This is a genomic window from Providencia sp. PROV208 (assembly GCF_028479465.1).
In the GTDB taxonomy this organism is placed as follows: Bacteria; Pseudomonadota; Gammaproteobacteria; order Enterobacterales; family Enterobacteriaceae; genus Providencia; species Providencia alcalifaciens.
Genome location: NZ_JAMPNS010000010.1, coordinates 247,236 through 271,747 on the forward strand (window position 1 = coordinate 247,236; position 24,512 = coordinate 271,747).

Annotated in this window: 28 protein-coding genes; 14 read left to right on the forward strand and 14 right to left on the reverse strand. The window is 38.9% G+C overall.

The features are described 5' to 3' along the window. Positions 1 to 14 precede the first annotated feature (14 nt). Together PR766_RS08940 and PR766_RS08945 are read right to left on the reverse strand one after the other, a co-directional pair. On the reverse strand, positions 15 to 812 hold the full coding sequence (locus tag PR766_RS08940; RefSeq protein WP_006657872.1) for an SDR family NAD(P)-dependent oxidoreductase: 798 nt from the start codon (positions 810 to 812) through the stop codon (positions 15 to 17). A gap of 51 nt (positions 813 to 863) precedes the next feature. Beyond that, positions 864 to 1,874 (reverse strand): aldo/keto reductase, encoded by a 1,011-nt coding sequence (locus PR766_RS08945; protein WP_006657873.1) that lies wholly within the window; start codon positions 1,872 to 1,874, stop codon positions 864 to 866. Between the two features lie 148 nt (positions 1,875 to 2,022). Here PR766_RS08945 and PR766_RS08950 point away from each other — a divergent pair, with 148 nt between their 5' ends. The 3 genes from PR766_RS08950 to PR766_RS08960 all read left to right on the forward strand — a co-directional run bounded on the left by PR766_RS08950 (position 2,023) and on the right by PR766_RS08960 (position 4,038). Continuing rightward, positions 2,023 to 2,922, forward strand: a complete 900-nt coding sequence (locus PR766_RS08950) for a LysR substrate-binding domain-containing protein (RefSeq protein WP_006662095.1) — start codon at positions 2,023 to 2,025, stop codon at positions 2,920 to 2,922. Positions 2,923 to 3,024: 102 nt separating this feature from the next. Continuing rightward, entirely contained in the window at positions 3,025 to 3,543 is a 519-nt protein-coding gene (locus PR766_RS08955) for a GNAT family N-acetyltransferase (RefSeq protein WP_154636142.1), read from the forward strand. A gap of 33 nt (positions 3,544 to 3,576) precedes the next feature. Beyond that, on the forward strand, positions 3,577 to 4,038 hold the full coding sequence (locus tag PR766_RS08960; protein ID WP_006657876.1) for a GNAT family N-acetyltransferase: 462 nt from the start codon (positions 3,577 to 3,579) through the stop codon (positions 4,036 to 4,038). 50 nt (positions 4,039 to 4,088) lie between these two features. Here PR766_RS08960 and PR766_RS08965 read toward each other — a convergent pair whose 3' ends face one another. Beyond that, complete coding sequence (locus PR766_RS08965; RefSeq protein WP_036974768.1) at positions 4,089 to 4,304, reverse strand: KTSC domain-containing protein; 216 nt, start codon at positions 4,302 to 4,304, stop codon at positions 4,089 to 4,091. Positions 4,305 to 4,716: 412 nt separating this feature from the next. Between PR766_RS08965 and PR766_RS08970 the strand changes: the two genes are divergently transcribed. Beyond that, positions 4,717 to 6,132 (forward strand): NAD(P)/FAD-dependent oxidoreductase, encoded by a 1,416-nt coding sequence (locus tag PR766_RS08970; RefSeq protein WP_006657878.1) that lies wholly within the window; start codon positions 4,717 to 4,719, stop codon positions 6,130 to 6,132. Between the two features lie 80 nt (positions 6,133 to 6,212). Here PR766_RS08970 and PR766_RS08975 read toward each other — a convergent pair whose 3' ends face one another. Continuing rightward, the gene (locus PR766_RS08975) at positions 6,213 to 7,088 is read right to left on the reverse strand and encodes a leucine-rich repeat domain-containing protein (protein ID WP_154636141.1); all 876 of its coding nucleotides are present in this window, start codon (positions 7,086 to 7,088) and stop codon (positions 6,213 to 6,215) included. Between the two features lie 97 nt (positions 7,089 to 7,185). Continuing rightward, positions 7,186 to 7,683, reverse strand: coding sequence for a hypothetical protein (locus PR766_RS08980; RefSeq protein WP_006662092.1), 498 nt, complete (start codon positions 7,681 to 7,683; stop codon positions 7,186 to 7,188). 202 nt (positions 7,684 to 7,885) lie between these two features. Here PR766_RS08980 and PR766_RS08985 point away from each other — a divergent pair, with 202 nt between their 5' ends. The 3 genes from PR766_RS08985 (at position 7,886) to PR766_RS08995 (ending at position 9,780) form a co-directional block, all read left to right on the forward strand. Beyond that, positions 7,886 to 8,221 carry a hypothetical protein gene (locus tag PR766_RS08985; RefSeq protein WP_112860135.1) on the forward strand — a complete coding sequence of 112 codons (336 nt, stop codon included), beginning with the start codon at positions 7,886 to 7,888 and terminating at the stop codon, positions 8,219 to 8,221. A gap of 169 nt (positions 8,222 to 8,390) precedes the next feature. Beyond that, positions 8,391 to 9,074, forward strand: a complete 684-nt coding sequence (gene can / locus PR766_RS08990) for a carbonate dehydratase (protein ID WP_006657887.1) — start codon at positions 8,391 to 8,393, stop codon at positions 9,072 to 9,074. A gap of 277 nt (positions 9,075 to 9,351) precedes the next feature. Further along, positions 9,352 to 9,780, forward strand: a complete 429-nt coding sequence (locus PR766_RS08995) for a TOBE domain-containing protein (protein WP_006662090.1) — start codon at positions 9,352 to 9,354, stop codon at positions 9,778 to 9,780. A 65-nt stretch (positions 9,781 to 9,845) separates the two neighbouring features. On the opposite strand, the gene aac(6') is transcribed toward PR766_RS08995, so the two are convergent. The 4 genes from aac(6') to PR766_RS09015 form a co-directional block, all read right to left on the reverse strand. Continuing rightward, complete coding sequence (aac(6'), locus tag PR766_RS09000) at positions 9,846 to 10,289, reverse strand: aminoglycoside 6'-N-acetyltransferase (RefSeq protein WP_006657889.1); 444 nt, start codon at positions 10,287 to 10,289, stop codon at positions 9,846 to 9,848. 41 nt (positions 10,290 to 10,330) lie between these two features. Beyond that, entirely contained in the window at positions 10,331 to 11,482 is a 1,152-nt protein-coding gene (locus PR766_RS09005) for a beta-ketoacyl-ACP synthase III (protein WP_154636140.1), read from the reverse strand. Between the two features lie 150 nt (positions 11,483 to 11,632). Beyond that, positions 11,633 to 12,226 (reverse strand): TetR/AcrR family transcriptional regulator, encoded by a 594-nt coding sequence (locus tag PR766_RS09010; RefSeq protein WP_154636139.1) that lies wholly within the window; start codon positions 12,224 to 12,226, stop codon positions 11,633 to 11,635. Continuing rightward, positions 12,223 to 12,759 carry a dihydrofolate reductase family protein gene (locus PR766_RS09015; protein WP_036974772.1) on the reverse strand — a complete coding sequence of 179 codons (537 nt, stop codon included), beginning with the start codon at positions 12,757 to 12,759 and terminating at the stop codon, positions 12,223 to 12,225. The genes PR766_RS09010 and PR766_RS09015 overlap by 4 nt, the downstream gene beginning before the upstream one ends. Positions 12,760 to 13,030: 271 nt before the next feature. Here PR766_RS09015 and PR766_RS09020 point away from each other — a divergent pair, with 271 nt between their 5' ends. After that, positions 13,031 to 13,297: a DUF2798 domain-containing protein gene (locus PR766_RS09020; protein ID WP_006657893.1), complete on the forward strand. Its 267-nt coding sequence runs from the start codon at positions 13,031 to 13,033 to the stop codon at positions 13,295 to 13,297. A gap of 62 nt (positions 13,298 to 13,359) precedes the next feature. Further along, positions 13,360 to 13,683 carry a YnfA family protein gene (locus PR766_RS09025; RefSeq protein ID WP_006657894.1) on the forward strand — a complete coding sequence of 108 codons (324 nt, stop codon included), beginning with the start codon at positions 13,360 to 13,362 and terminating at the stop codon, positions 13,681 to 13,683. Between the two features lie 37 nt (positions 13,684 to 13,720). Here PR766_RS09025 and PR766_RS09030 read toward each other — a convergent pair whose 3' ends face one another. Further along, positions 13,721 to 13,993, reverse strand: a complete 273-nt coding sequence (locus PR766_RS09030; protein ID WP_154636138.1) for a hypothetical protein — start codon at positions 13,991 to 13,993, stop codon at positions 13,721 to 13,723. A gap of 173 nt (positions 13,994 to 14,166) precedes the next feature. Further along, positions 14,167 to 14,715, reverse strand: a complete 549-nt coding sequence (locus PR766_RS09035; protein WP_154636137.1) for a hypothetical protein — start codon at positions 14,713 to 14,715, stop codon at positions 14,167 to 14,169. Between the two features lie 455 nt (positions 14,716 to 15,170). Here PR766_RS09035 and fdnG point away from each other — a divergent pair, with 455 nt between their 5' ends. The 4 genes from fdnG (at position 15,171) to PR766_RS09055 (ending at position 20,414) form a co-directional block, all read left to right on the forward strand. After that, on the forward strand, positions 15,171 to 18,218 hold the full coding sequence (gene fdnG, locus PR766_RS09040) for a formate dehydrogenase-N subunit alpha (RefSeq protein WP_096759658.1): 3,048 nt from the start codon (positions 15,171 to 15,173) through the stop codon (positions 18,216 to 18,218). A gap of 11 nt (positions 18,219 to 18,229) precedes the next feature. Further along, positions 18,230 to 19,117 carry a formate dehydrogenase subunit beta gene (gene fdxH / locus PR766_RS09045; protein WP_006662085.1) on the forward strand — a complete coding sequence of 296 codons (888 nt, stop codon included), beginning with the start codon at positions 18,230 to 18,232 and terminating at the stop codon, positions 19,115 to 19,117. Continuing rightward, complete coding sequence (gene fdnI, locus PR766_RS09050) at positions 19,110 to 19,766, forward strand: formate dehydrogenase-N subunit gamma (protein ID WP_006657899.1); 657 nt, start codon at positions 19,110 to 19,112, stop codon at positions 19,764 to 19,766. The genes fdxH and fdnI overlap by 8 nt, the downstream gene beginning before the upstream one ends. Before the next feature lie 114 nt (positions 19,767 to 19,880). Continuing rightward, entirely contained in the window at positions 19,881 to 20,414 is a 534-nt protein-coding gene (locus PR766_RS09055) for a GNAT family N-acetyltransferase (RefSeq protein ID WP_224063783.1), read from the forward strand. Positions 20,415 to 20,472: 58 nt separating this feature from the next. Here PR766_RS09055 and PR766_RS09060 read toward each other — a convergent pair whose 3' ends face one another. Continuing rightward, positions 20,473 to 20,910 (reverse strand): GNAT family N-acetyltransferase, encoded by a 438-nt coding sequence (locus tag PR766_RS09060; protein WP_006662083.1) that lies wholly within the window; start codon positions 20,908 to 20,910, stop codon positions 20,473 to 20,475. Between the two features lie 238 nt (positions 20,911 to 21,148). Here PR766_RS09060 and agp point away from each other — a divergent pair, with 238 nt between their 5' ends. Then, entirely contained in the window at positions 21,149 to 22,402 is a 1,254-nt protein-coding gene (agp, locus tag PR766_RS09065; protein WP_036974779.1) for a bifunctional glucose-1-phosphatase/inositol phosphatase, read from the forward strand. Between the two features lie 210 nt (positions 22,403 to 22,612). On the opposite strand, the gene PR766_RS09070 is transcribed toward agp, so the two are convergent. Both PR766_RS09070 and PR766_RS09075 read right to left on the reverse strand, forming a co-directional pair. Continuing rightward, on the reverse strand, positions 22,613 to 23,050 hold the full coding sequence (locus PR766_RS09070) for a universal stress protein (RefSeq protein WP_006657903.1): 438 nt from the start codon (positions 23,048 to 23,050) through the stop codon (positions 22,613 to 22,615). 196 nt (positions 23,051 to 23,246) lie between these two features. Further along, complete coding sequence (locus PR766_RS09075) at positions 23,247 to 23,849, reverse strand: tetratricopeptide repeat protein (RefSeq protein ID WP_006657904.1); 603 nt, start codon at positions 23,847 to 23,849, stop codon at positions 23,247 to 23,249. Positions 23,850 to 24,512 lie beyond the last annotated feature (663 nt).

Here is a 24,512-nt window from a genome sequence, read left to right on the forward strand (position 1 = left end):
GATTTTAAAATTCGTTACATTGCAAGTGTATCTACAACACCACCATCGACACGCAATGCGGCGCCGGTTGTTGCAGATGAAAGGGGGGATGCTAAATACACAGCAAGATTAGCCACTTCATCAACATCTGCGGCTCTTTGGATTATGGAGCTTGGACGTGCGCTTCTGACAAACTCATCCGCTTGTTCTCGAGCCGATAATCCAGATTTCGCCATAGCATCCGTTAGCATCTCTTTTAATCCATCGGTAAAGGTTGGTCCTGGTAGGATTGCATTCACCGTCACACCTGTTCCAGCAAGGCGCTTAGCGAGACCATGCGATACTGCGAGGTTAGCGCTTTTCGTCACACCGTAATTGATCATGTCACTCGGTATTGCAACACCCGATTCAGAGGAAACAAAAATGATACGCCCCCAACCTTGTGAAGCCATGTGTTGCGCGTAGTGACGTGACAAGCGCACACCAGAAAGTACATTAATATTGTAAAAATCTAACCATTCAGTATCTGGAACAGTAAAAAAGTCATTGCTGTTAAAAATACCCAAATTATTAATTAAGATATCGGCAGTCGGCTCTTGGTTAAATAACACCTTAGCGCCTTCTTCTGTCCCTAAGTCAGCGATCACCGAACGTAATTTTGCTTCAGGTACGCCATCTTTAATAGAGTTCATGGCATTAGTGACACTGCTCTGGCTACGCCCGATGATCACGACCGTTGCACCTGTTTTTGCTAAGCCACGCGCAATACCAAGACCAATACCCGATGTTGAGCCGCTAACAATAGCGACGCGATTATTCAAATCTAATTTCATATCAATCCTTAAAGATGAGTAGGCTATGCGTACCTACTCATTGTTGCGCAATTAACGAATGGGTAACGGTGCGTTCGCGGCAATCAAACCTTGGCGCTGCATTTCCAACCAGAATTCAGCTGGGATTTTAGTGGCTAATGCGGCTAAATCATCCGCCATACGACCTGGACGGCTTGAGCCTGGAATCACAGCAGCAACGGCTGGGTTAGCTAATGAAAATTGCAATGCGGCAGCTTTAACATCAACATTAAATTGCTGAGCAATTTGATAAATTTTCGCCACTTGCTGATGAATAGCAGGAGAGGCTTTTTGATATTCAAAATGCTCGCCGCCGACCAATACACCGGAGCTGTATGGACCACCAACAACGATATCAACGTTGTGTTCTAATGCTTCGGGCATCAGTCGTTGAAGTGCACGACTGTGATCTAATAAGCTATAACGACCCGCTAATAAGAATGCATCTGGTTTTGGCTCATCTAGACCCAGCGTTAACTCACAAGGCTCGACGCGGTTAACCCCTAAGCCCCAAGCTTTAATCACACCTTCTTCGCGCAAACGAGTCAACGCTCGGAAAGCGCCTGTACGTGCTGTATTAAAATGCTCTAACCAGCTATCTCCGTAGAAATCTTGTGAAGGGTCATGGATCCAGACGATGTCAATACGGTCTGTTTTTAAACGTTTCAGACTATCTTCTATAGAGCGCAACGTTGCATCTTCAGAGTAGTCATTCAGAATTTTGTTTTTCAAACCATGTTCGAAAATACCGTCTTTTTCCCCGAAATCACGTTTTGCTGGATCTTCCATTTCATCTAGCATGATGCGACCCACTTTGGTGCTCAACACATAATCATCTCGTGAATATTGAGATAGTGCTTCCCCCATGCGGATCTCAGATAAACCGGAACCATACAGTGGTGCAGTATCGAAATAACGAATACCTAAATTCCATGCTTCATGTACCGCTGCCAGTGCTTCATCATCAGGGATAGCTCTGAACATGTTACCGAGTGGTGCACCACCGAAACCAATTTGGCTAGGCAGTAGTTTTTTAATACTCATATTGTTATTCCTTAATAAATTAGATTGTTATCAGCAACATAATATTTCAGGACAGCGTGCCATCCTGTCGTGGTGGAAATATTAGGTTGATTTGTTCTGACATGATAGGACATAATTTATCTAACTTGAGACATTAAAGGAATCAACTATGATTGACCTGCGCCAACTCAACTACTTCGTTGTTGTAGCAGAAGAGGAACATGTTGGGCGTGCAGCGGAGCGTCTGCATATCTCCCAATCCCCATTAAGCCGCCAAATTTCTCAATTAGAAGAAAGACTTGGCTTAATGCTTTTTGAAAGAAGTCAGCAACGGATCCGTTTAACGTCTGATGGACAAACGTTTTTAACGGAAGCTCGTTCACTTCTCACTCACGCCAATCGCCTAGAATCTTTAGGTCGTCGCTTAGGTCGAGGAGAAGATGGTGGGCTATGTGTGGGTTACATTGAAAATGCCATGCATTCAGGCGTTCTACCTAGTTCTCTGAGTGTGTTGAGGGATTCGCGCCCTGATGTGCATATTGCGCTTTATAGTCAAACACCAGAACGCCAATTAGAAGGGCTACGTCAACGCAGCCTTGATTTTGCAATGGTTGATACACCGCCTGAAGGTAAAGAGAGTGAGTTAGAATATTTTCAAGTACTCAATGATCATATGCTCGTTGCGATACCTCATCATCATCCTCTTGCTGAAAAAGCGGAGATCACCCCTGAAGACCTCACCGCCCAGCAGTGGATTTCCGTCTTACACAACAACGATAATTCACATTCGAGGGATGATTTTGTTGCTGCTTGTGTGAAAGCTGGGTTTCGACCGGATATTCGGTTAGAGGCAGAAGAACCGTTAACTGCATTAGGTCTCGTCGCTGCGGGTCTTGGCGTCACATTGATACAAAATGGTTTGCGGTATAATTTACCGAAAGGGGCTATTGTACGAGAGGTGCCTTGGATGAATATGACGACTCAGCTTTGGGCTGTGTGGCATAAGGCAAATTTACGCCCGTTGGTTATTCATTTTAGGGAGATCTTAAGTCAAATCCAACATGACTAAATTGATATGTTAAATCGAGAATATCAATAGCCACTTGGTATTGTGTGAAATGTGTTTTTCTATATACAAAATATGACGTCATCTATAGCCGCAGGTACCAACATGATTATTCAATGCTATAACGATAAAATAAATGAAAGCAAAATAGATGAATTGACTCGCTTATTATATGAATGTGTTCTTGGTGGTGCGAGCGTGGGGTATACCCATGCAGAGACACAGATTGATGACATGAGAAATTATTGGATTGGCGTTAATGGTGCATTAACAACACATGCTTTTAAGCTCGTGACGGTGGAAGTGAATAATCAAGTTGTCGCTACTGTAGGATTAGATTTATGCTCTAAATTAAATGGTAAGCACCGAGGTGAAATTTGCAAATTACTCGTATTACCTCGCTATAGAGGCAACGGTTTTGCAAAACAATTGATGAGTAGAGTTGAACAAATCGCGTGGGAATCAGGGTTAACACTTCTCACACTGGATACGGTGACTAAGGGCATGACGGTCAATTTATATCGCTCTTTAGGATGGCAGATCAGTGGTGAGATACCTCAGTTTGCATTATCAGTTAACGGCAATTTGGAATCGACGACACTGATGTTCAAGCTTAGGTCATAAAACTTAAATTCAATCTTATCCATTATTATTGATATGAAAATAGATATAAAACCCTACAAACCCAGTGATGCAGCAGAACTGCATAAAATATTTTATACCTCCATTCATTCTATAGCCGCTTCTTACTATACGAAGGAACAACTTGATGCTTGGGCACCAAAAATGTTCAAGGCTGAGGAATGGCAAAATAAAATGGATTTATTAATGCCATTTGTTGCTTATAGGGGGAATGAGATTGTTGGCTATGCGGACCTTCAAGATGATGGGTATATTGACCATTTTTTTGTTGCTCAGCCTTGTTGTGGCATTGGCACTGCACTGATTCATCAGATTATCAACGTAGCCCAATTTAAGAGGATTAATAAATTATGGGCTCATGTGAGCTTATCCGCTGAAATGTTTTTTAAAATCAACCAATTTGAAGTCATTAAGCGGCAGAAAGTGACTGTCAGAGGAATGGTGCTTCATAATGCGGTAATGGTGAGAATGTTATAACGATGGTGGTCTCTTTATGGTGATAAACAATATATGGCGATCAACAATGGCTAATAATAAACCCTAATAAAAGCGTATTTTTTCATTACATAACATTCTAAATAATGTGGCTTATTTTCAGCAACCATTAAGCCTTGGTAAATGTGAAAGGAAACATTGCTATATTGATAGCTACCTTTTTGTGAATACTCCACCTCTAACGTTTTTGTTTCGTGATCATCATGCACGGAATTCAATTCTGATTCTGCAGTATATAGCCTACCCATATGTCATTTCTCACGCCTAATAGAGGTATTTAATGCCAAGATTTAGAGGTTTCTAGGCACTAACCAATAATATTGATCTCTAAATTAGACTAATTCATAACAATAAGCATTAATTGCTAATGAATAATAATCTAAAAAAGATGATTTTTTATGTATTATGTTTTTAAATCAAAAGGTTAAATATATCACAGTACTGCTGGATTAATTGCATGATTAAATTGGATTATTTTTAAAAGGTCAAAATTAACAAATAATATTTATAATTGTTTTTATGCAGTTTTAAAGATAAAAAAATGGAGTTGTGAATATAATAAACACTATTTACTATCAGTTTACGAATGATTAACAAATAATATAAAATAGAATAGTTTTTTATTAGTAATATTGGTCGTGTATAAGGAATCATGTCGAAATGGCAATAACTAGAAGAAAATTTATTATCGGTGGTTCTGTAGTCGCTGTGGCTGCAGGTGCTGGAATTTTAACACCGATGTTGACTCGCGAAGGGAGATTTGTTCCAGGTAAGCCACGTTTTGGCTTTGTAGAAGGTACAGAAGGTGCGTTACCACAACAATCTGATGTGGTTGTTATTGGTGCAGGTATTTTAGGTGTAATGACAGCAATCAACCTTGCTGAGCGTGGCTTATCTGTTGTTATCGTCGAAAAAGGTAACATTGCGGGAGAGCAATCTTCACGCTTCTATGGTCAGGCTATCACCTATAAAATGCCAGATGAAACCTTCTTATTGCACCATTTAGGTAAACATCGCTGGCGCGAAATGAATGCAAAAGTGGGGGTTGATACCACTTACCGTACTCAAGGTCGTGTAGAAGTTCCTCTGGATGAAGAAGATCTGGTTCATGTAAGAAGCTGGATTGACGAAAGAAGTAAAAATGTGGGTTCAGATATTCCATTCAAAACTAGAATCATTGAAGGTAGCGAGCTAAATCAGCGTCTTCGTGGAGCGAAGTCTGACTGGAAAATTGCTGGTTTCGAAGAAGATTCCGGTAGCTTCGATGCTGAAGTCACTGCATTCGTGATGGCTGAGTACGCGAAGAAAATTGGTATTAAAATTTATACCAACTGTGCAGCGCGCGGTTTAGAAACTCATGCTGGCGTTATCTCTGATGTTGTGACTGAAAAAGGTGCGATCAAAACGTCTCAGGTTGTTGTTGCTGGCGGTGTCTGGTCTCGTCTGTTCATGCAAAATCTTGGCGTAGATGTTCCAACATTACCGGCTTATCAATCACAGCAATTGATCAGCGCAGCACCAAATGCACCGGGCGGGAACGTCGCTCTTCCAGGGAATATTTTCTTCCGTGAGCAAGCAGATGGTACTTATGCAACGTCTCCTCGTGTGATTGTGGCGCCTGTGGTTAAAGAATCCTTCACTTATGGCTATAAGTATCTGCCACTGTTAGCGATGCCTGACTTCCCAGTACACATTTCATTAAATGAACAACTGATTAACTCGTTTACACAAGATACGAGCTGGAAGTTAGATGAAGTGTCTCCGTTTGAGAAAAACCGAGACATGACCGCTTTACCGGATCTGCCAGAATTGAATGCTTCTCTGGAAAAACTGAAAACTGAGTTCCCTGCATTTAAAGACTCTAAATTAGTTGACCAATGGAGTGGAGCAATGGCTATCGCACCTGATGAAAACCCAATTATTTCTGAAGTTAAGGAATATCCAGGTCTGGTTATCAATACAGCAACTGGCTGGGGGATGACTGAAAGCCCAGTCTCAGCAGAAATCACTGCGGACTTACTGTTAGGTAAAGAACCGGTTATCAATGCTAAACCTTTCAGCTTATATCGCTTCTAATCAGAGCATCGTATATTGCTGATGTGAAGATGAAAAAGCCCTCATTTATGAGGGCTTTTTGTATAAATAGCAGATGAAAACTAAATAAACACAGTGCAGCCTTGGTCCTGTAATTGGTCAATAATACGAGGCTTAACCAAAAAATTATTCCATCGCAAATCCAGCTTTTCGAGCTGAGGTAAGTTAAGTAGGCAATCTGGCAGGCTGCTGAGGCAGTTAGCACGCAAATCTAAATACTGTAAAGAGGCTAATTCACCAATCGCGTCAGGGAGCTGAGTGAGTGAATTAAACCGTAGATTGAGCGTGGTGATATTCTTCAGTTGGGCTATATTGGGAGAGATATGACGAATTTGGTTGTTATTCAGATCAAGTATTCTGATCTTTTTTAAATAAAAGATATCATCAGGAATTTCCTGAATTGCATTATTCATTAAATGAACTTCACTCACTTGAGTTAACCCACTTAATTTACCTGAAATATCTGTAATTTGATTATTGTATAGGCGTAGTTCCTGCAAATTAATGAGGTGCGATAAGCAATCAGGAAGTTGGTTGAGCTTATTATCAGTCGCATTGAAGTAGCGTAAATTTTTCAATTTTTTCAATGAATCGGGCAATTCTTCGAAGCCATTATCACTCAGATACAGAAACTGTAAATGAGTCAACTCACCAATAACATCCGGTATTTGCGTTATTTGATTGTGCCCAAGATCGAGCATTTTCAGCTGAGTCAGTTTTTGCAATGAAGTCGGAATATAGGTTAATTGATTACAAGATAAGTTGAGAACTTGTAAATCAACACATTCAGATAAAATGCAAGGATACTCAGTTAAAGCATTGTTATAAGCACTAATGACATGGTAAGAGAATGGCGGAGTGACAAACGAATCGATGTTTTTATGATTGCTTGAATCCAGATTCAGATTCAAGCATGAGTTGGAATGTTGGTGTAACATCGAGAATCTCTCTGTTGAGGGAAGTATTGCAGGAACATTACCTATGAATTTATACACAGGCAATATTTTTGCAAAAAGAAATTCTTGAAAGGCAATCTTAGTCTAAGTCACCGAAATGCTTGGTAAATTGAGTTTCATATTGGCTAATAAAACGCTCGAGTTTTTCTGGGGTATCTTTAATGTTGGCTTCTGTGATCCCAGATTTTGTCATCGCTGTTTTTAATTTAGCTTCAGTACCTTCATTAATATCAATGTTAGCTAATACAAGGAAAATTGTTTTTAAATCATTGCAACCACTTTTAGTTTCACAAATGTTGGCGATTTTCTGTTCATTAGACATATAGATAGAATAGCTAAAGGCATCTTTAGTACAAACAACATCATTTCTTTCTTCCGAAGTCATATCTTTAGTTATGGCACTAAAAACACTGTTTGTCACATCCGTGTAGTTGCTATAAGCGGTACTATTTTTAGGGGTAGGTAGACCACTTTTAGTTAAACTCTGATTTGTCATCGGTAAGCAGGCTGAATTGGCGATAGCGCCAGATACTACCGTACCGCTTAACATGATGGATAAAAGTAATTTTTTGAACATAACAAACCTTTCGTTTTTTAAATGATAAAGTAACGTACAATTTAAGTGCAATTAAGGATATAGGATTAACGGTAGTCTTTAGATTTTATTTGGACTTTGTAATTGATATCTAATTATTTTGCATGCTTTGGAATGTTGGGTGTTTATACTTGTTTTTTTAGGTATAAAAAAGCCATTAGAATTTTATGAGCAATAGTAAACTATGCTAGCGAAGTACATATTAAACACCCTAGAGAAACCGGCTACTTGCGAAGTTATTTTTGAGCAACTCCAGCAAGATGTTCAATCAGAAGTTATGCAAGTTATTCGGCGGTGGCGTTTTCATGATGCTGTTATTCTTCAATGCACTGAAGAAATCGAGCTTTCTATTCCAAATAATGATAGTCAATGTCCTGAACGCTGGATTATCTGGCAGGTTATTGATTCTGCTGGTCGTTCCGTTTTTCCTCAAAGAAAAGAGTTTTTTAGTTTATGCCAACAAGCATTTTGGTTAAAAATGCAAATGGCGAAAGAGTCTGTAGAAATAGAAACGAATTAATGATGAATTTAGAATAGGCATTGTCATCATTTATGGTATTTTTCTTTTTACATCCTCACCGATTGAGAATAATCTTCTGGTAAATTGAGGCGTGTTAATTAAATTAACTGCATTTTTATAAGAAACTTAAAATACGATAGACAGTAAGATTGGTAAGTGAGAGTGTCACATGGCGATGGATAAAGTTAAAGAATTATTTGTAAATAATAGAGAATGGGCGACGTCCATTAAAGAGCAGGACCCTGATTTTTTTCGTCAGCTTTCAAAAGATCAACAACCTAAATTTTTATGGATTGGTTGCTCTGATAGCCGAGTTCCTTCTGAGAAACTCATAAAAGTGGGGCCTGGCGATCTCTTCGTTCATCGAAATATTGCGAATCTGGTTGTGCATACTGATCTTAATTGTTTATCAGCAATTCAATACGCCATCGATGTTCTTAAAGTCGAGCATATCATTGTGTGTGGGCATTATGGTTGTGGTGGGGTTGAAGCTGCTATTAATAATAAAGAATTGGGCTTAATTGATAATTGGTTACTGCATATTCGTGATATTTGGTTTAAACATAGCCGAATGTTAGGAGAGCTCAAACCCACTGAGCGAATTAATCGCTTATGTGAATTGAACGTGATTGAGCAAGTCTATAATTTAGGTCATTCCACAGTATTACAATCTGCTTGGAAACGAGGGCAGGATATTATGGTACACGGTTGGATATACGGTATTACCGACGGCTATTTAATCGATCTCGATATTACTGCGGATAGCCGAGCAAAACTTGAACTTTGTTACCGAGAAGCCATTGCAGCATTAACAACAAAAGCCCCGTTCACGACGGGCTGTTCTGCTAATTAATGGAATACAAAGCGCCGTTGAACAATACCGTTCCGCGGCGCTTTTTATGATGAATGATGTAGCAATCAAACGCGGGAAATTAAACGTTAACCACAACTCCAGCTCGGTATCTCACACTGTTTTATTTGTGTGTTTTCCGTTGAATTGATGGGCTTATGGTCAATGTGATTTGAAACTCATTTAGACAGTTTAAACATTTTGATTGTTTGTAAACAAATTTTAAAGAGACTAATATCCCTTTAAGTATGTATTTATCTTCCTTTGAATGGAGCTTTCTATGTCAATTTCAGCGCGTAACCAACTTGTCGGAGCCGTCCAGTCAGTTGTTGCTGGAGCGGTTAATGATGAAGTGGTACTGAGTTTAGGTAATGGTGAAACAATTTCCGCAGTGATCACAAAAAACAGTACTCAATTATTGGGGCTCGTGAAAGGTAAACAGGCTGTCGCAATTATTAAAGCGCCATGGGTTGTTTTAGTCTCTGATGAGCATGAATATGTGTTTTCAGCACGTAATCAGTTCAGCGGCCGTATTGATGAAATTGAAACTGGTAGTGTGAACGCCGTTGTTCATTTGACAACGAATGCCGGAACCAAGTTATCTGCTGTTGTGACGAATAATAGCGTCGAAGAGATGAAATTAGCGGCAGGAAGTAAAGTTACTGCTATTGTTAAAGCATCGAGTGTAATTTTAGCGACGAAAAAATAGATTAGACCGTCCTATATTATCAAGGTCGTAGTTCTTCTACGACCTATCTATTTTCCTATAACCTATCAATCAGAAAGTTGTTGCTTATAAAAAACAATTCGTTCAGTTTCAATAAATCCAAGAGATTGATGAAGTTTCTGTGAAATTTCGTTATCTAGATTGGTATCAGAAGCTAATTCTTTGCATGTATTCTTAATCGCCAATTGTTTGACATGGTTGATCAGGTCTTTAGCGTATCCTCGTTTTCTTGCATGAGGAGCGGTATAAATACCTTCTAAATAAGCGACTGGAGATGATGAGCAATCATTAACGTAATCCACTCGTATTGAGGTTTCTGCAAATGCGACGATCTGCTGATTATCATCAAAAGCAAAGAAGGCAGATAAATTCGGATTATTTAAAATATCTTTGATCTCAGATAAATGAGAACTTTCATCTGAAGTGGACCATAACGCTAAGCGTAATGCTAACCATTCAGTGATTAATTCAGACGTGCAAACTTTGGTCATAGTTTCTCATTCTAGATTCTAGTGCTAAAAATAAAAGTAAATTAAACAACGGTTAGATGCATAAATCCACCAGAAAAACGACCGCTTTCAGGAACAAAGCATAAGATTTTTTCGCCTTTATTTAAACGTCCTGAATGTAATAATTCATGGATCATGATATAGATTGAGGCAGAACCGGTATTTCCTCTTTCTGAGAGATTGGTAAACCAGCGTTCTTGAGGTATTGCAAAATTGAGGTCAGTTAAACATTCAGATACTGGCTGACGAAAATATTCGGATGAAATATGAGGAAGGAACCAGTCTATATTATTCGCTGAAATTCCATATTTCTCGATGACTTTTTGTAGTGGTTTTTTTAATGCTAAAGCAATGATATTTTCATTAAGTAAACGCACATCTTGTTTAATGGAAAAAATTGAACGTGCAATCCATTCTTCTTGTTTCAGTTGTTTCCAACCAATTAATTTTCCATCACTGTCTTTTTCTGCCCCAGCATACATACATGTAGGAATTTCATTCGCGTACGAGGAGATATCAATCCAGTCGATGCGTAATGACAAGCTATGTAGATTGGGTTTATTTTTTAGCAAGAATGCACCTGCGCCGTCAGAAAGCATCCAACGTAGAAAATCTTTTTCAAATGCAATCTCTGGGCGCTGAACTAATTGTTCGACCAATGCCATATTTTCAGCTTGGAAATTACGTGCATGTAAAACGGGGGAGATAACTTCTGATGCGGCGGCAACTGCATTAGTAGTTGTCCCTGAACTGACTGACAAATAAGCATATTTCAACGAAGTTAAGCCAGCTAAGCAAATACCTGATGTTGAAACAACTTCACAAGGTGTATTTCCTAGTTCGCCATGAACCATGACGCCGTGACCTGGCATGAGTTGATCGAGCAGAGTTGTACCTGTGGCTAGGCATTCAATATCATTGAGGGAAAAATCATTATCAACTAATCCATGGATGGATTTTGCAGTAACTTGTGCATTGTTGAAATTAGCCACACCAGAGGAAGGGTTGAGGACATAATGGCGCTTTTTAATTCCATTGCTTTTCAGCACAATTCGAAGGGAACGAGATGCTTTTTCACCAATATAACCTAAAACATGTTCTATATCTTTGTTATCAACGGCTTCACCAGGGAGGAATATGGACGTTTTTGTAATATAAGTATCAAGTTTACTCATGTGTTCCCTATTTATTTAAATTAAATATTCTAAATGTTGATGTGAACAAAGGAATATACCTAAAAATAATAATTGGATAATAAATAAAATATTTAACCAACTAATAAATAATGTGTTTTAAAGCGATTGGTTGGGTAATGAATTATATTGTTAAATATAGTCTTTATTTAAATTACGTAATAAAGCATCAATACCTTGGTGATAATAGTTTATGTCACTGATGTCATTATCCATATTTTGTCTATTTGATACAGCGAGCGCCGCGCCATGAGTAAAATCGACTAAAATATACATCCATAATGTGGCTTGTTCTGGGATGAGGCTTAATTTCATTGCAAGGTTGATGAGCGTATCTGTGATCCGCTTTGCTTGTTCTGGAAATGTATTGGGATGATTAAATATTGATAATGTCAGCTCAGGGTAGCGTACAATATAGCCTCGATATTCAGTTAATAGCTGCTTTATTTGTTCAGACGGTGTACCCGATAAATTGGGTTTAATATCAGCATATAGATGATTGGCAATGGATTTGACCAAACATTCTTTATCTTCAAAGTAGTAATAAATTGTCATGGGATTGATCCCCATTTCTTTTGCGAGCGCTCGCATACTCAACGCTAAAAATCCATGAGAATCGATAAACTTGATTGCCGCATTTATGATGATTTCAGCAGATATTTTTGGCTGTTTTTTACTGGGTCTTCCTACACTTCTTGTGGTCGCTATTTTATTTTGCATTGTCATTGTTGTATCTCATAGTGGGATTGTACAAATCCTGAGGCAAATGTTGTGGTCTGTATATGGCGTAAATGAATGTCGTTAGGAATTTCACCAAATAATGGGCGACCAGATCCTAACAAAATAGGAATTTTCGTGATGATGAGATCGTTAATTAAACCATCAGAAATAAAGGATTGGATGACTTTACCACCATCAATATAGGCACGATGATGACCTTCAGATTCTAGCTTGTTCATAATTTCTTTCGGGGATAAATCCAGAAAGTATACTTTACCGATTAATTCATCAGGGATGGTTTCTTGGGCGAGTGTTTTTGATAGCACAATAACAGGACGATGATAAAACCAAGGCTGGATATGTTTGATGGATTCGTAGGTACCTCGACCCATAATAATCACATCAATATTAGCCATAAATTCATCATAGCCATGATCTTCTCCCTTTGAATCTAATTGGAGTAACCAATGAATATCACCGTTATCACGGGCGATGAATCCATCAAGGCTAGTGGCAATAAAAACATGTCCGGTAGTCATTATCATTTTCCCCTTCAATTTATTATACGATGTATAATAAATTGAAGCGAAAATAATACAATAGAAACCGCGTGGAATTCATTGCTAAGATAAAATGCATAAAATTGAGTGAGAAAGAGATTGAAGGGTATATTGACAAAGCATGAACAAAGATTAGAATGATTCTCAATTGGTCTCTACGACTCGTAAGCGTTTACGTAAATCAACGCATATAACGTTGTTGTACCAACAGTTATATGCTGTTGTGTACTTGCTGATTTACGGAGATTTTATGTCGTATCAAGATCGTAATTTTGTATTAGGTATCCCTAAGCTTCCAATGCGAGCCTTATTTTTTTTGGTTCCTTTCTTCCTATCCCTAGTCATGAGTGGCATTGTTTCTCTTATTAGTACAATAAGAGCATTGGGTTTTACATCCGAAATTTATGCGCCTTGGATGAGCTCATGGGGACTTTCATGGATGATTGCATTTCCTACGGTGTTATTTATCTTGCCGATTGCAAGACGTATTTCGTTGCTGCTTGTTAAGCAAGTTTAATTTAATGTACCGCCCAATATTGGGCGGTATTGTTCATGACTTAATTTGGAAAGCCTATTGTTATGCCATTAAAAATTCTTGGGTTGTTTTTTTTAACCGCGATAGCGGAAATAGCGGGGTGCTATTTTCCATATTTATGGATGAAAAAGCAGGGGAGTCCGTGGTTGTTACTACCAGCAGTGCTCTGCTTAATGCTGTTTGTTTGGCTATTAACTTTGCATCCTGAAGCCAGTGGACGTATTTATGCCACTTATGGTGGGATTTATATTGTCACGGCATTGATCTGGCTAAAAGTGGTTGATGGTGTTTCCCTTGCTGTTACTGATTGGGTTGGCGCTTTCGTCGTATTACTGGGCGCTGGAATTATTATCAGTGGATGGAAATAGCCAGTGAGTAAAGTTATTTATCCTTTACTCGCTATGATTAATTAGCTTCGGATAAAAATTCTGCTTTGTCATATATTCCCCAATGACCTTCTAATCCAAGGGAAAAGGCGACGTGTTTATCATCGGTGATGATTCTGATAATTTTATGTGCAAATTGCTCCGAATGCTTATCTAAATGCCTTATCTCAGAAAAAGTAATTGGTTCAATATGACTTTGCCCATCAAATAGACGGTGATACTCTTGTTTGAAGATCTTTTGACGAATATCTGCTAATGACAGCGGTGCATTTTTTGCATCATTCCAAGTCATAACAATAGAGAAGACATTTTTATTAAAAAAATCTAATCCAAGTTTACTGGTATTTCTAAAGAAATGATTTTGGACTAATTCAAATAATCCGATAATGTAATTATCTAAATCGACGTTTTTATTATTTTTGAGTTCGGTTATTTTTTTCTTGAAATCAGTTAATGAAGTGCAATTTATAATGTTATTTTTAGTAATGAAATCGTATAACTCTTGACTGTCAACTGAGCTAGAGGTGTTTTTAATAATAAGTTTTTTAATAGCTTTGTTTTTTCTTCTATTGAGATTTCTTTGCTATGTATATATTTGAATAAATCGATCTTATGGCTTGATTTATTTAGATACTCTTTCCATGCATGTAAATAAGGCGCTAGGTTTTTATTACCAACATATAAATAATGCTTGGGTTTATTTTCATATAATGCATCAATAAAATTATCGACTTGTCGGAATAAAAGTTGATAAATATAATCCCTATGGCTTAATTGATAATTAAAGGTCTCTTTAACTAAATCTAATTTAGTATTGAAGTTAGAAATTGTAGTAATAGCTTTCCTAGGTTTCGTTGAATAAAGGTAATGGCAGTTATTTAGCTGCTGCGCAGCAAATCCATATACTGCAATGCCTTGAGCAGTAGACTTATCATGATGATTTTGAAGCCTATTCTTGATAATATCTCTTAGTGCATTAAGGGGTTGGGGATTTGTTAATATAAGCTCGTCCATATCAAGGCTTAATAGGCATGATGATGTGGATTTAATTGTATTAATACTTGGGGCTAAATTTTTAGCAACTCGCCAGCTTGTGGGGATTTTATGAATATTAAATATTAATCATTTTAATTTAAAAATGCCTGCAAAAATGATTATTTATATCTAAAAATATTAAATGAGGCTAAGGCATAGGTATAAACCACAATATAACGGCTCATGTTGACATAAACTAAATATATTTTAGTCTCCTACGGAAATAATGATTTCTATAATCCAAATATTTTTCCTAATTGATCTGAATCAATTTAACAAAAATTACTCATTAAGTGGTAATTTTAATGGCTGATTAACTACCTAAATGACATTAATTAACCTTTATTTTCACTTTCATTGATTTTAGGCAATATATGATTACAAGTGACTGATATTCTCTCCCGCGAATATACAAAAATAAAAAGAGGTTAATAATGAACGTCAGTCGCAGAAAGTTTTTTAAAATCTGCGCCGGCGGGATGGCAGGTACAACTGTAGCTGCGTTAGGTTTTATGCCAGGAATGGCAATGGCTAATGTACGTGAAAATAAATTATTGCGTTCTAAAGAAACGCGTAATACTTGTACCTATTGTTCCGTGGGTTGTGGATTGCTGATTTATAGTATGGGTGATGGGGCCATGAATGCTCGCTCAGCCATCTTCCACGTTGAGGGCGATGCTGATCATCCTGTGAATCGTGGTGCTTTGTGTCCGAAAGGCGCAGGGTTACTGGATTACATTCGTAGTGACAGTCGTTTACGTTATCCTGAATATCGTGCACCAGGCTCGAATAAATGGGAACGCATTAGCTGGGACGATGCCTTTACACGTATTGCCCGCTTAATGAAAGATGATCGTGATGCCAATTTCATTGAAAAAAATGAACAAGGTGCCACAGTCAATCGCTGGTTATCGACAGGGATGCTTTGTGCCTCTGCGGCTAGCAATGAAACGGGAATGTTAACCCAAAAATTCGCACGATCGCTCGGTATGCTAGCGGTCGACAACCAAGCGCGTGTCTGACACGGACCAACGGTAGCAAGTCTTGCTCCAACATTTGGTCGCGGTGCGATGACCAACCACTGGGTTGATATTAAAAATGCCAATGTGATTGTGGTGATGGGCGGTAATGCCGCTGAAGCTCACCCTGTCGGATTCCGTTGGGCGATTGAAGCGAAAAATAATAATGATGCAACCTTGATTGTGGTGGACCCGCGTTTCACGCGTACCGCATCGGTCGCGGATCATTACGTGCCAATTCGTTCAGGAACGGATATTACCTTCCTTTCAGGCGTACTACTTTATCTGATTGAAAATAATAAGATAAATGCAGAGTACGTTCAAAACTATACGAATGCATCTTTGATTGTCAGAGATGACTTTGACTTTAATGATGGGTTATTCAGCGGTTATGATGCTGAAAAAGGTCGTTACGATAAGACCAGCTGGAACTATAAATTCGATGAGAATGGTCATGCATTACGCGATGACACATTGCAAGATCCGCGCTGCGTTTGGAATCTGCTAAGAAAACACGTTTCTCGTTATACTCCTGATATGGTAGAGAAAATCTGTGGTACTCCACAGGCTGATTTCTTGAAAGTATGTGAAATTTTAGCCACAACAAGTGCAGCGGATAAAGCGGGTACTTTCCTCTACGCACTTGGCTGGACTCAACACACTGTTGGTGCACAAAATATTCGCACCATGGCAATGATCCAATTGCTGTTAGGTAATATGGGGATTTGTGGAGGTGGGGTGAATGCACTGCGCGGGCACTCAAATATTCAAGGCTTAACGGATTTAGGTCTTCTCTCCACGAGTTTACCGGGCTACTTAACGTTACCTTCTGAAAAACAGTTAGATGTTGATAGCTATTTAGCGGCGAATACACCAAAAGCTACATTGCCAAATCAGGTCAACTATTGGAGTAACTACCCTAAATTTTTCGTCAGTTTGATGAAGTCGTTCTATGGCGATGCTGCTCAACCTGAAAACCAATGGGGTTATGATTGGTTACCTAAATGGGATCAAGCTTATGATGTCATGAAGTATTTTGACATGATGAGCAAAGATAAAGTCACAGGCTATATATGCCAAGGCTTTAACCCAGTTGCCTCGTTCCCAGATAAAAACAAAGTGGTTAGCTGCTTAAGTAAGCTGAAATATTTAATTGTGGTTGATCCATTAACCACAGAAACAGCGAACTTCTGGCAGAACCACGGTGAAATGAACGACGTTGATCCTGCCTCAATTCAAACAGAAGTTTTCCGCCTACCGTCTACGTGTTTTGCGGAAGAAGATGGCTCTATAGCTAACTCGGGTCGCTGGTTACAGTGGCACTGGAAAGCAGCGGATGCCCCGGGTGAGGCGCGTAATGATGGTCAGATTTTAACGGGTATTTTGCATAAAATCCGTGAAATGTATGAGCAAGAAGGTGGTAAAGGTAGTGAGCCATTACTGCAAATGCGTTGGGACTATAAACGCCAATTCCATCCAGAATCGGAAGAAGTGGCGAAAGAAAACAACGGTGTTGCACTGGTGGATTTATATGACGCTGATGGCAACTTACAAGCCAAGAAAGGCGAGCTTCTGAATTCATTTGCACTGTTACGCGCAGATGGTTCAACGGCTTCTTCTTGTTGGATCTACACCGGTAGCTGGACTGAGAAAGGTAACCAGATGGCGAATCGCGATAACAGCGACCCATCCGGTATTGGTAATACATTGGGTTGGGCATGGGCATGGCCATTAAACCGCCGTGTGATCTATAACCGCGCTTCCTGTGATACCAAAGGTAAACCGTGGAATAAAGATCTGGTTCTGATTGAGTGGAACGGTAAGAAGTGGGTTGGAAACGATGTGCCAGACTTTAACGCGTCGGCGCCAGAAGTGGGAACCGGTCCGTTTATCATGCAACCAGAAGGTTTAGGCCGTCTGTTTGCGATTGATAAAATGGCAGAAGGTCCATTCCCTGAGCACTACGAGCCATTTGAAACGCCATTGGGAACTAACCCTCTGCATCCAAATGTGGTCTCTAACCCTGCTGCGCGAATTTTTGAAGATGACAAGAAACGTCTTGGTAATCACAAAGAATTCCCTTACGTCGGAACCACTTATCGCTTAACGGAGCATTTCCACACTTGGACGAAGCATGCGCGTTTGAACGCAATTGCACAACCAGAGCAGTTTGTGGAAATCAGCGAAACCTTAGCCAAAGCCAAAGGCATTGCTTTAGGGGACAAGGTGAAGGTGAGTAGCAAACGTGGCTTTATTAAAGCGATTGCCGTGGTTACACCACGCCTGCAAACCTTAATGGTTGATGGTAAACCGATTGAAACCGTCGGGCTTCCTATTCACTGGGGCTTTGAAGGTGCAACGCAAAAAGGCTTTATTACCAATACGTTGACGCCATCTGTGGGGGACGCTAACTCTCAGACTCCTGAGTATAAAGCGTTTTTAGTTAACATTGAGAAGGTGTAAGGGAGGGAACTATGTCCATGCAATCTCAAGACATTATTAAACGTTCCGCGACCAACAGTATTACGCCTCCACCACAGGCGCGTGACGATAAATTTGAAGTTTGTAAGCTCATTGATGTGTCATCCTGTATTGGCTGTAAAGCTTGTCAGGTGGCATGTTCTGAATGGAATGATATCCGCGATGAAGTCGGTCACTGTGTTGGGGTTTACGATAACCCAACAGATCTGAGTGCCAAATCTTGGACGGTAATGCGTTTTAGCGAAACCACTGAGCAAGGCAAGCTAGAATGGCTAATCCGCAAAGATGGTTGTATGCACTGCACGGATCCGGGCTGTTTGAAATCGTGTCCATCAGCGGGCGCAATCATTCAATATGCTAACGGTATTGTGGATTTCCAATCAGAGCACTGTATTGGTTGTGGCTACTGTATTGCGGGCTGCCCGTTCAATATTCCACGATTAAATCCAAAAGATAATCGTGTGTATAAATGTACGTTGTGTGTGGATCGTGTGGCAGTCGGACAAGAACCTGCTTGCGTGAAAACATGTCCAACGGGAGCCATTCGCTTCGGTACCAAAAACGAAATGTTGGAATACGGTGCTGAACGCGTTGAAAAACTTCAAAAACGTGGCTACGCCCAAGCGGGCATTTATGATCCTGAAGGCGTGGGAGGAACCCATGTGGTGTATGTGTTACATCATGCGGATAAACCTGAGCTGTATCACGGGTTACCAAAAGATCCAAAGATTGATACCCCAATTAATCTATGGCAAAGCATCCTGAAACCATTATCGGTTGCAGGCTTTATCGCCACATTTGCGGGGCTGATTTTCCACTATGTGGGTATTGGTCCAAACAAAGAAGTGGATGATGAAGAGGAGAAAGATGACCATGAGTAAAAAGAGCAAAATGATCGTTCGGACGAAATTTATTGACCGAGCGTGCCACTGGACAGTGGTTATCAGCTTCTTCTTAGTTGCATTGTCAGGGATTGCGTTATTTTTCCCAACCTTAAAGTGGCTAACCGAAACATTCGGTACGCCACAAATGGGTCGAATTCTGCATCCTTTCTTCGGTGTGCTAATTTTTGTCGTACTGATGTTTATGTTTGTGCGCTTTGTGAAACATAATATTCCGGATAGAAAAGATATTCCTTGGATCCTGAATATTGTTCAAGTTCTCAAAGGCAATGAACATGAAGTTGCGGATGTGGGCAAATATAACGCGGGTCAAAAGATGATGTTCTGGAGCATCATGAGTATGATTTTTGTACTCTTGGTCACCGGTATTATCATGTGGCGCCCTTATTTTGCGCATTTATTCCCAATCTGGATGGTACGTTGGAGTATTTTAGTTCACGCATTGGCAGCGATTATTCTGATCCACGCCATTTTAATCCACATGTATATGGCTTTCTGGGTTAAAGGGTCTATCAACGGCATGATTGAAGGTAAAGTCAGCCGCCGTTGGGCGAAGAAACATCACCCACGTTGGTATCGTGATGTTGAGGCGAAAGAAGACGCAGCGGAAGCGAAAAAAGGTCAATAATTTCGATATTATTAAGTAATATAGAGCCACTGTTATTTCATGATAACAGTGGCTTTTTTTATTCGCAAAATGACTTATTTTGAACCCAATACAGGGTTAATTTCAGGAGGGAAAATGGTTCAATTGGTAAGAGTATCTGCAAGTAATCAACATGATATTGCGTTAATTAATGAGTTATATGACATTTCTTTTCCTGACCATGAAAAGCGCTCTATCCGAGGACGGGAGTCATTATTGCCTTTGGAACAGTTTTATTTGTATAAAATTGTCGATAACAATCAATTCGTTGGATTCATTGGTGGATGGCTTATTGAGACTTTTTTCTATATAGAGCATTTTGCGATTGCTCAACATATTCGTGGTGCAGGCTATGGTCAAAAATCCCTGAGTGCCCTGTGTCAGTTATACCCTAGGATTGTCTTAGAAATTGATCCGTTGGTAGATGAAGTGGCAAGAAAGCGCCTTCATTTTTATGAGAAAAATGGGTTTATCAAAAATGATTATTCCCACCATCATCCGAGCTATAACGACAAGTACACGCCTCATAAATTAGAAATTTTAAGTTTGCATTCACCTTTTACACAGGATGAATATCAAACATTTAACCAATTTCTCGTGAATACCGTGATGAACCGCAACTTTTTATAAGTATGTACCTGCCTTGATGCAAAGCCAGTGACGATGCTAACTTAGTATTGAATCTGGATTATTTTGCTAAGCGCATATGCAACAAAGGAAATGGATTTCCTTCACCATCGGTATCTGAACGAGCATATTGAACAAACCCCATGTGTTGGTAAAAGCCAACGGCTTGAGGGTTTTGTTCATTCACATCAACTTCATTAACACCTAGCTGCTCAATAGCATAATTCAGCAATTGTTTACCGATGCCAGTTCCTCTCGCTTGCGGGGAAATAAACAGCATTTCGAGTCGATTTTCCCCAGCCCCTAAAAATCCAGCAACTTCACCTTGTGGATTTAAAGCGACAAAAACAGATAAGTTAGGTAAATATTGCTCTCTAATTGGTTTTTTTAACAGTTCGATGTTTTTTTCGGGTAGAAAATCATGGGTTGCTCTCACTGAGGCTTCCCAAACACGCATGATTTCATCGTAATGATTAACGGTAGCTGGTTGAATATTCATTGCATTTTATCCTTATATAGAGAATTTATCTTAGATAGTCAGGTTAGAAAGTCAATATCTGATGGCTATTTTGGTTATGGGGCGTTTTTGGGATATTACTCTCAGAAAAAAAAGATAACTTATTCATTATTAGAGGATATGTTTTCGAAATTAATATAAGCACTATACTCATATTTTATCGTAGCGCTTATTACCCGATTTTGTTAACCCATTTAAAAACCATGGTAGGAGTATGTTAATGAAATATAAAATGCTAACAGTGTGTTTATCGGCTGCATTATTAACACCAATGGCCCCCGTTTTTGCAAGCACAGATAATGCTCAAAATATGGAATTGAATCAAGTATTCGTATTAAGTCGCCATAATTTACGCACTCCTATTGTTAACACAGGAATTCTCACTGAAATAACAGACAAAAAATGGCCTGCATGGGATGCGGAAAGTGGCTATTTAACGACAAAAGGAGGCGCTCTGGAAGTGTATATGGGGCATTACTTTAGAGAGTGGCTCGACAGCAATAAGCTCTTTGCTAATGAATTATGCCCAACCAGTAGCGATGACGTTTATGTTTACACCAACAGCCTACAAAGAACCATTGCAACAGCCCAGTTCTTTACTGCGGGAGCATTCCCAGGGTGTAAAGTGAATATCCATCATAAGCCAGAAATTGGCACGATGGACCCTGTATTTAATCCAATTATTACTAACAGTTCTCCTGAGTTTAAAAAGCAAGCGATCGATGCGATGGAATCCCATCTTAAAGGGCTTAATTTAAAACCCGGCTATGATGAATTAGACAATGTTCTGAATATTAAAGATTCGAAAAAGTGCGCCACCGATAAGTTGTGTAATTTAGCCACACCGAAAAATAGTTTTATCATAGAAGCTGAAAAAGAACCTGGTGTGAGTGGACCGTTAAAAATGGCTAACTCAGCGGTTGATGCTATTGATTTACAATATTATGAAGGTTTCCCAGAGAAAGATGTGGCATGGGGAATGGTGAATAGTGATGAAAAATGGAAAAAGCTCAACACACTAAAAAATGGTTATCAAGAAACATTATTCACACCAAAAATCATCGCAAAAAATGTGGCACATCCAATTCTGAGTTACATGGATAAGGGTTTTGTTTCTGTGAATAAAGGCGAAACTGCCAAGTTTATTTTCTTAGTGGGGCATGACTCAAATATTGCATCAGTCTTGTCAGCCATGGATTTCAAACCCTATCAATTACCGCAGCAATACGAACATACACCAATTGGTGGGAAATTAGTCTTCCAACGTTGGACCGATAAAAAAGAGACTAAGGATTACGTGAAGATCGAATACGTTTATCAAACTGCCGATCAGCTACGTGATAGCGCGTATCTTTCATTAGATACACCACCAAAACATGTGACTTTAGAGTTGAAAAATTGCCCAATTGATAAAAATGGTTATTGTTCATGGGAAGATTTTGAAAACGTCATGAAAGCAGCATTAAAACAGTAATATCAAAGAGATAATATGTAAAAAACCCTGCTCTTTGGAGCAGGGTGTGAAAGAGTCACGAAAATGTTTATGAGCGTCTAATTTACCCCAAATGCCGAAGGAAAGGGCTTATAAATTGTATGGAATTACCATTTAGTGTAACAAACTTTAAGCCTAGCCATTCGGCGAGTTAAAATAGCGTTTTACTCTGACATTGACCCTTTTGATGGATTAGCGAACCACTAGAACGCTCGTTTTCGCATAACGTACAACTGAGGCTGCGTTCGAGCCTAATAAGTAAGTAGACATACTAGGACGACGTGAGCCAAGCAATATCACATCTGCTTTAATATCTTCTGCCGTTGCGAGAATTTCATCTTTAACGGATCCAACAACTGCTTTTACTTGCACTTTATCTGCTGGGACAGAGAATAGTTTCACTTTCTCTTTCAGCTCATTAAGAATGATATCTGCTTGTTTTTGATCATCAGGAAAATCACTTGGCAGGATGGTACCGCCATAGCGTAAATAATTGGAGATAGGTGCAGTTACAGCGAGAAAGTGGACAGTTGAGTTGTGCATTTTTTGCAATGCATTGACATGTGGAACTAACATTTCGGTGAGTGAGTCTTCGGTAACATCAATAGGAACTAAAATTGTATTGTACATAATATCTCCTTTTTTCTTTTATATTATAAGTTTAGATCAATTTAATCAGTTTTGATATTGATTGTTAATAAATTAATATTAATCAAATTCGATTAAAAATGCTGTGAGCGAAGGTACGTAATTGATGGGAATAAACACGATAGGATAGAAAAACGGTAATTGGAGAGCGATATATTACCGTTCTTAATAGTCAGTACTATTTTTTGGTGACTTTAGGTTTTACGGGTTCTTTTTCCGAGCAAGCCTGCTTTAAACCACCTTTACAGGCTTTATCAAGATATTCAGCACCGAGTTTGTCATTGAATTCCGTCCCTTCACCATTTTGTAGCATTTTTCCTACTTGATATTGGGCTGGTGGGAATTTTTTATCAGCGGCTTTTTGGAACCATTCAAAGGCGATAAGGTAGTTTTGCTTTACACCTGCCCCTTGGTAATAGAATTGTCCCATATAATTCAGTGCTTCAGGGTTACCCTTATTTGCGGATTTTTCAATCCAGCTATAGGCGGTTTCAAAATCACTAGGAACACCATTGCCATTAAGGTACATATCCCCAAGAAACAGTTGAGCATCCGCATTACCTTTATTGGCCGCCATTGTTAGCCATTTCTTTGCCTTCGGATAATCTTGCTTAATTTCGTTACCGACATAGTAACCAATACCGAGCATAACTTGGGCTTTAACATCCCCTTTTTGTGCTTGTTGCTCGATTTGTTTAATAACTTCAGGAGGAACTGGGGCTGCAATACTTAAATTTAGTGAAAATATAAATAAAGAGACGAACGCTAATAATCGTAACATGGTGCTTTTCCGCATCTTAAGTTGGCTATGAATATCCTTATTTCAAGATAAACTCGAAACGGTGTTGACAGTTATTGGTAAGAAAAGATAACCATCAAAGTATCAATTACTCTACTTCTATACTCTGTAAATATCAACGTTCCAGCAAAAATACAGTTTAGGCGAGTTTTTTACGCATTATAAGTGAATGTCAAAAGTGTTTTCTTTGTTAATGGTTATTAAAATTACCGTATTGAATAACTATAAAATTGAATTGATGAAAATAAAATATCATTCGAAATAAAGAACTAGTTTTTTATTTTGAAATTTAACAAGAGAAATACAAACTACGGAATTATTGCAAAGAATAATAGCAATTATCATGAGCTCTTGTGATGTTTCGCACGAAATAAATGGTGAATTGTTGAAATTGTTAAGACGAGTTTTTTTATTGTAAAAAGACTAACGCTTTTAAAAACAATAGGTTATGCCCATCCTTGTTGAAAACAACGAATTGGGATTATTTCTGTCGATGGATAGAGATATTTACGTCGGTTTGCTCTTTTTGTAGAAAAAATTTCTCTTTATTGGGGGTTTTATAGGGAAATAAAGAGATAATTTTTCTCTCTCATATCCTCTATGATGGAGTCATCATAATAGCCTGCAAATAATTAAGGTTATTGA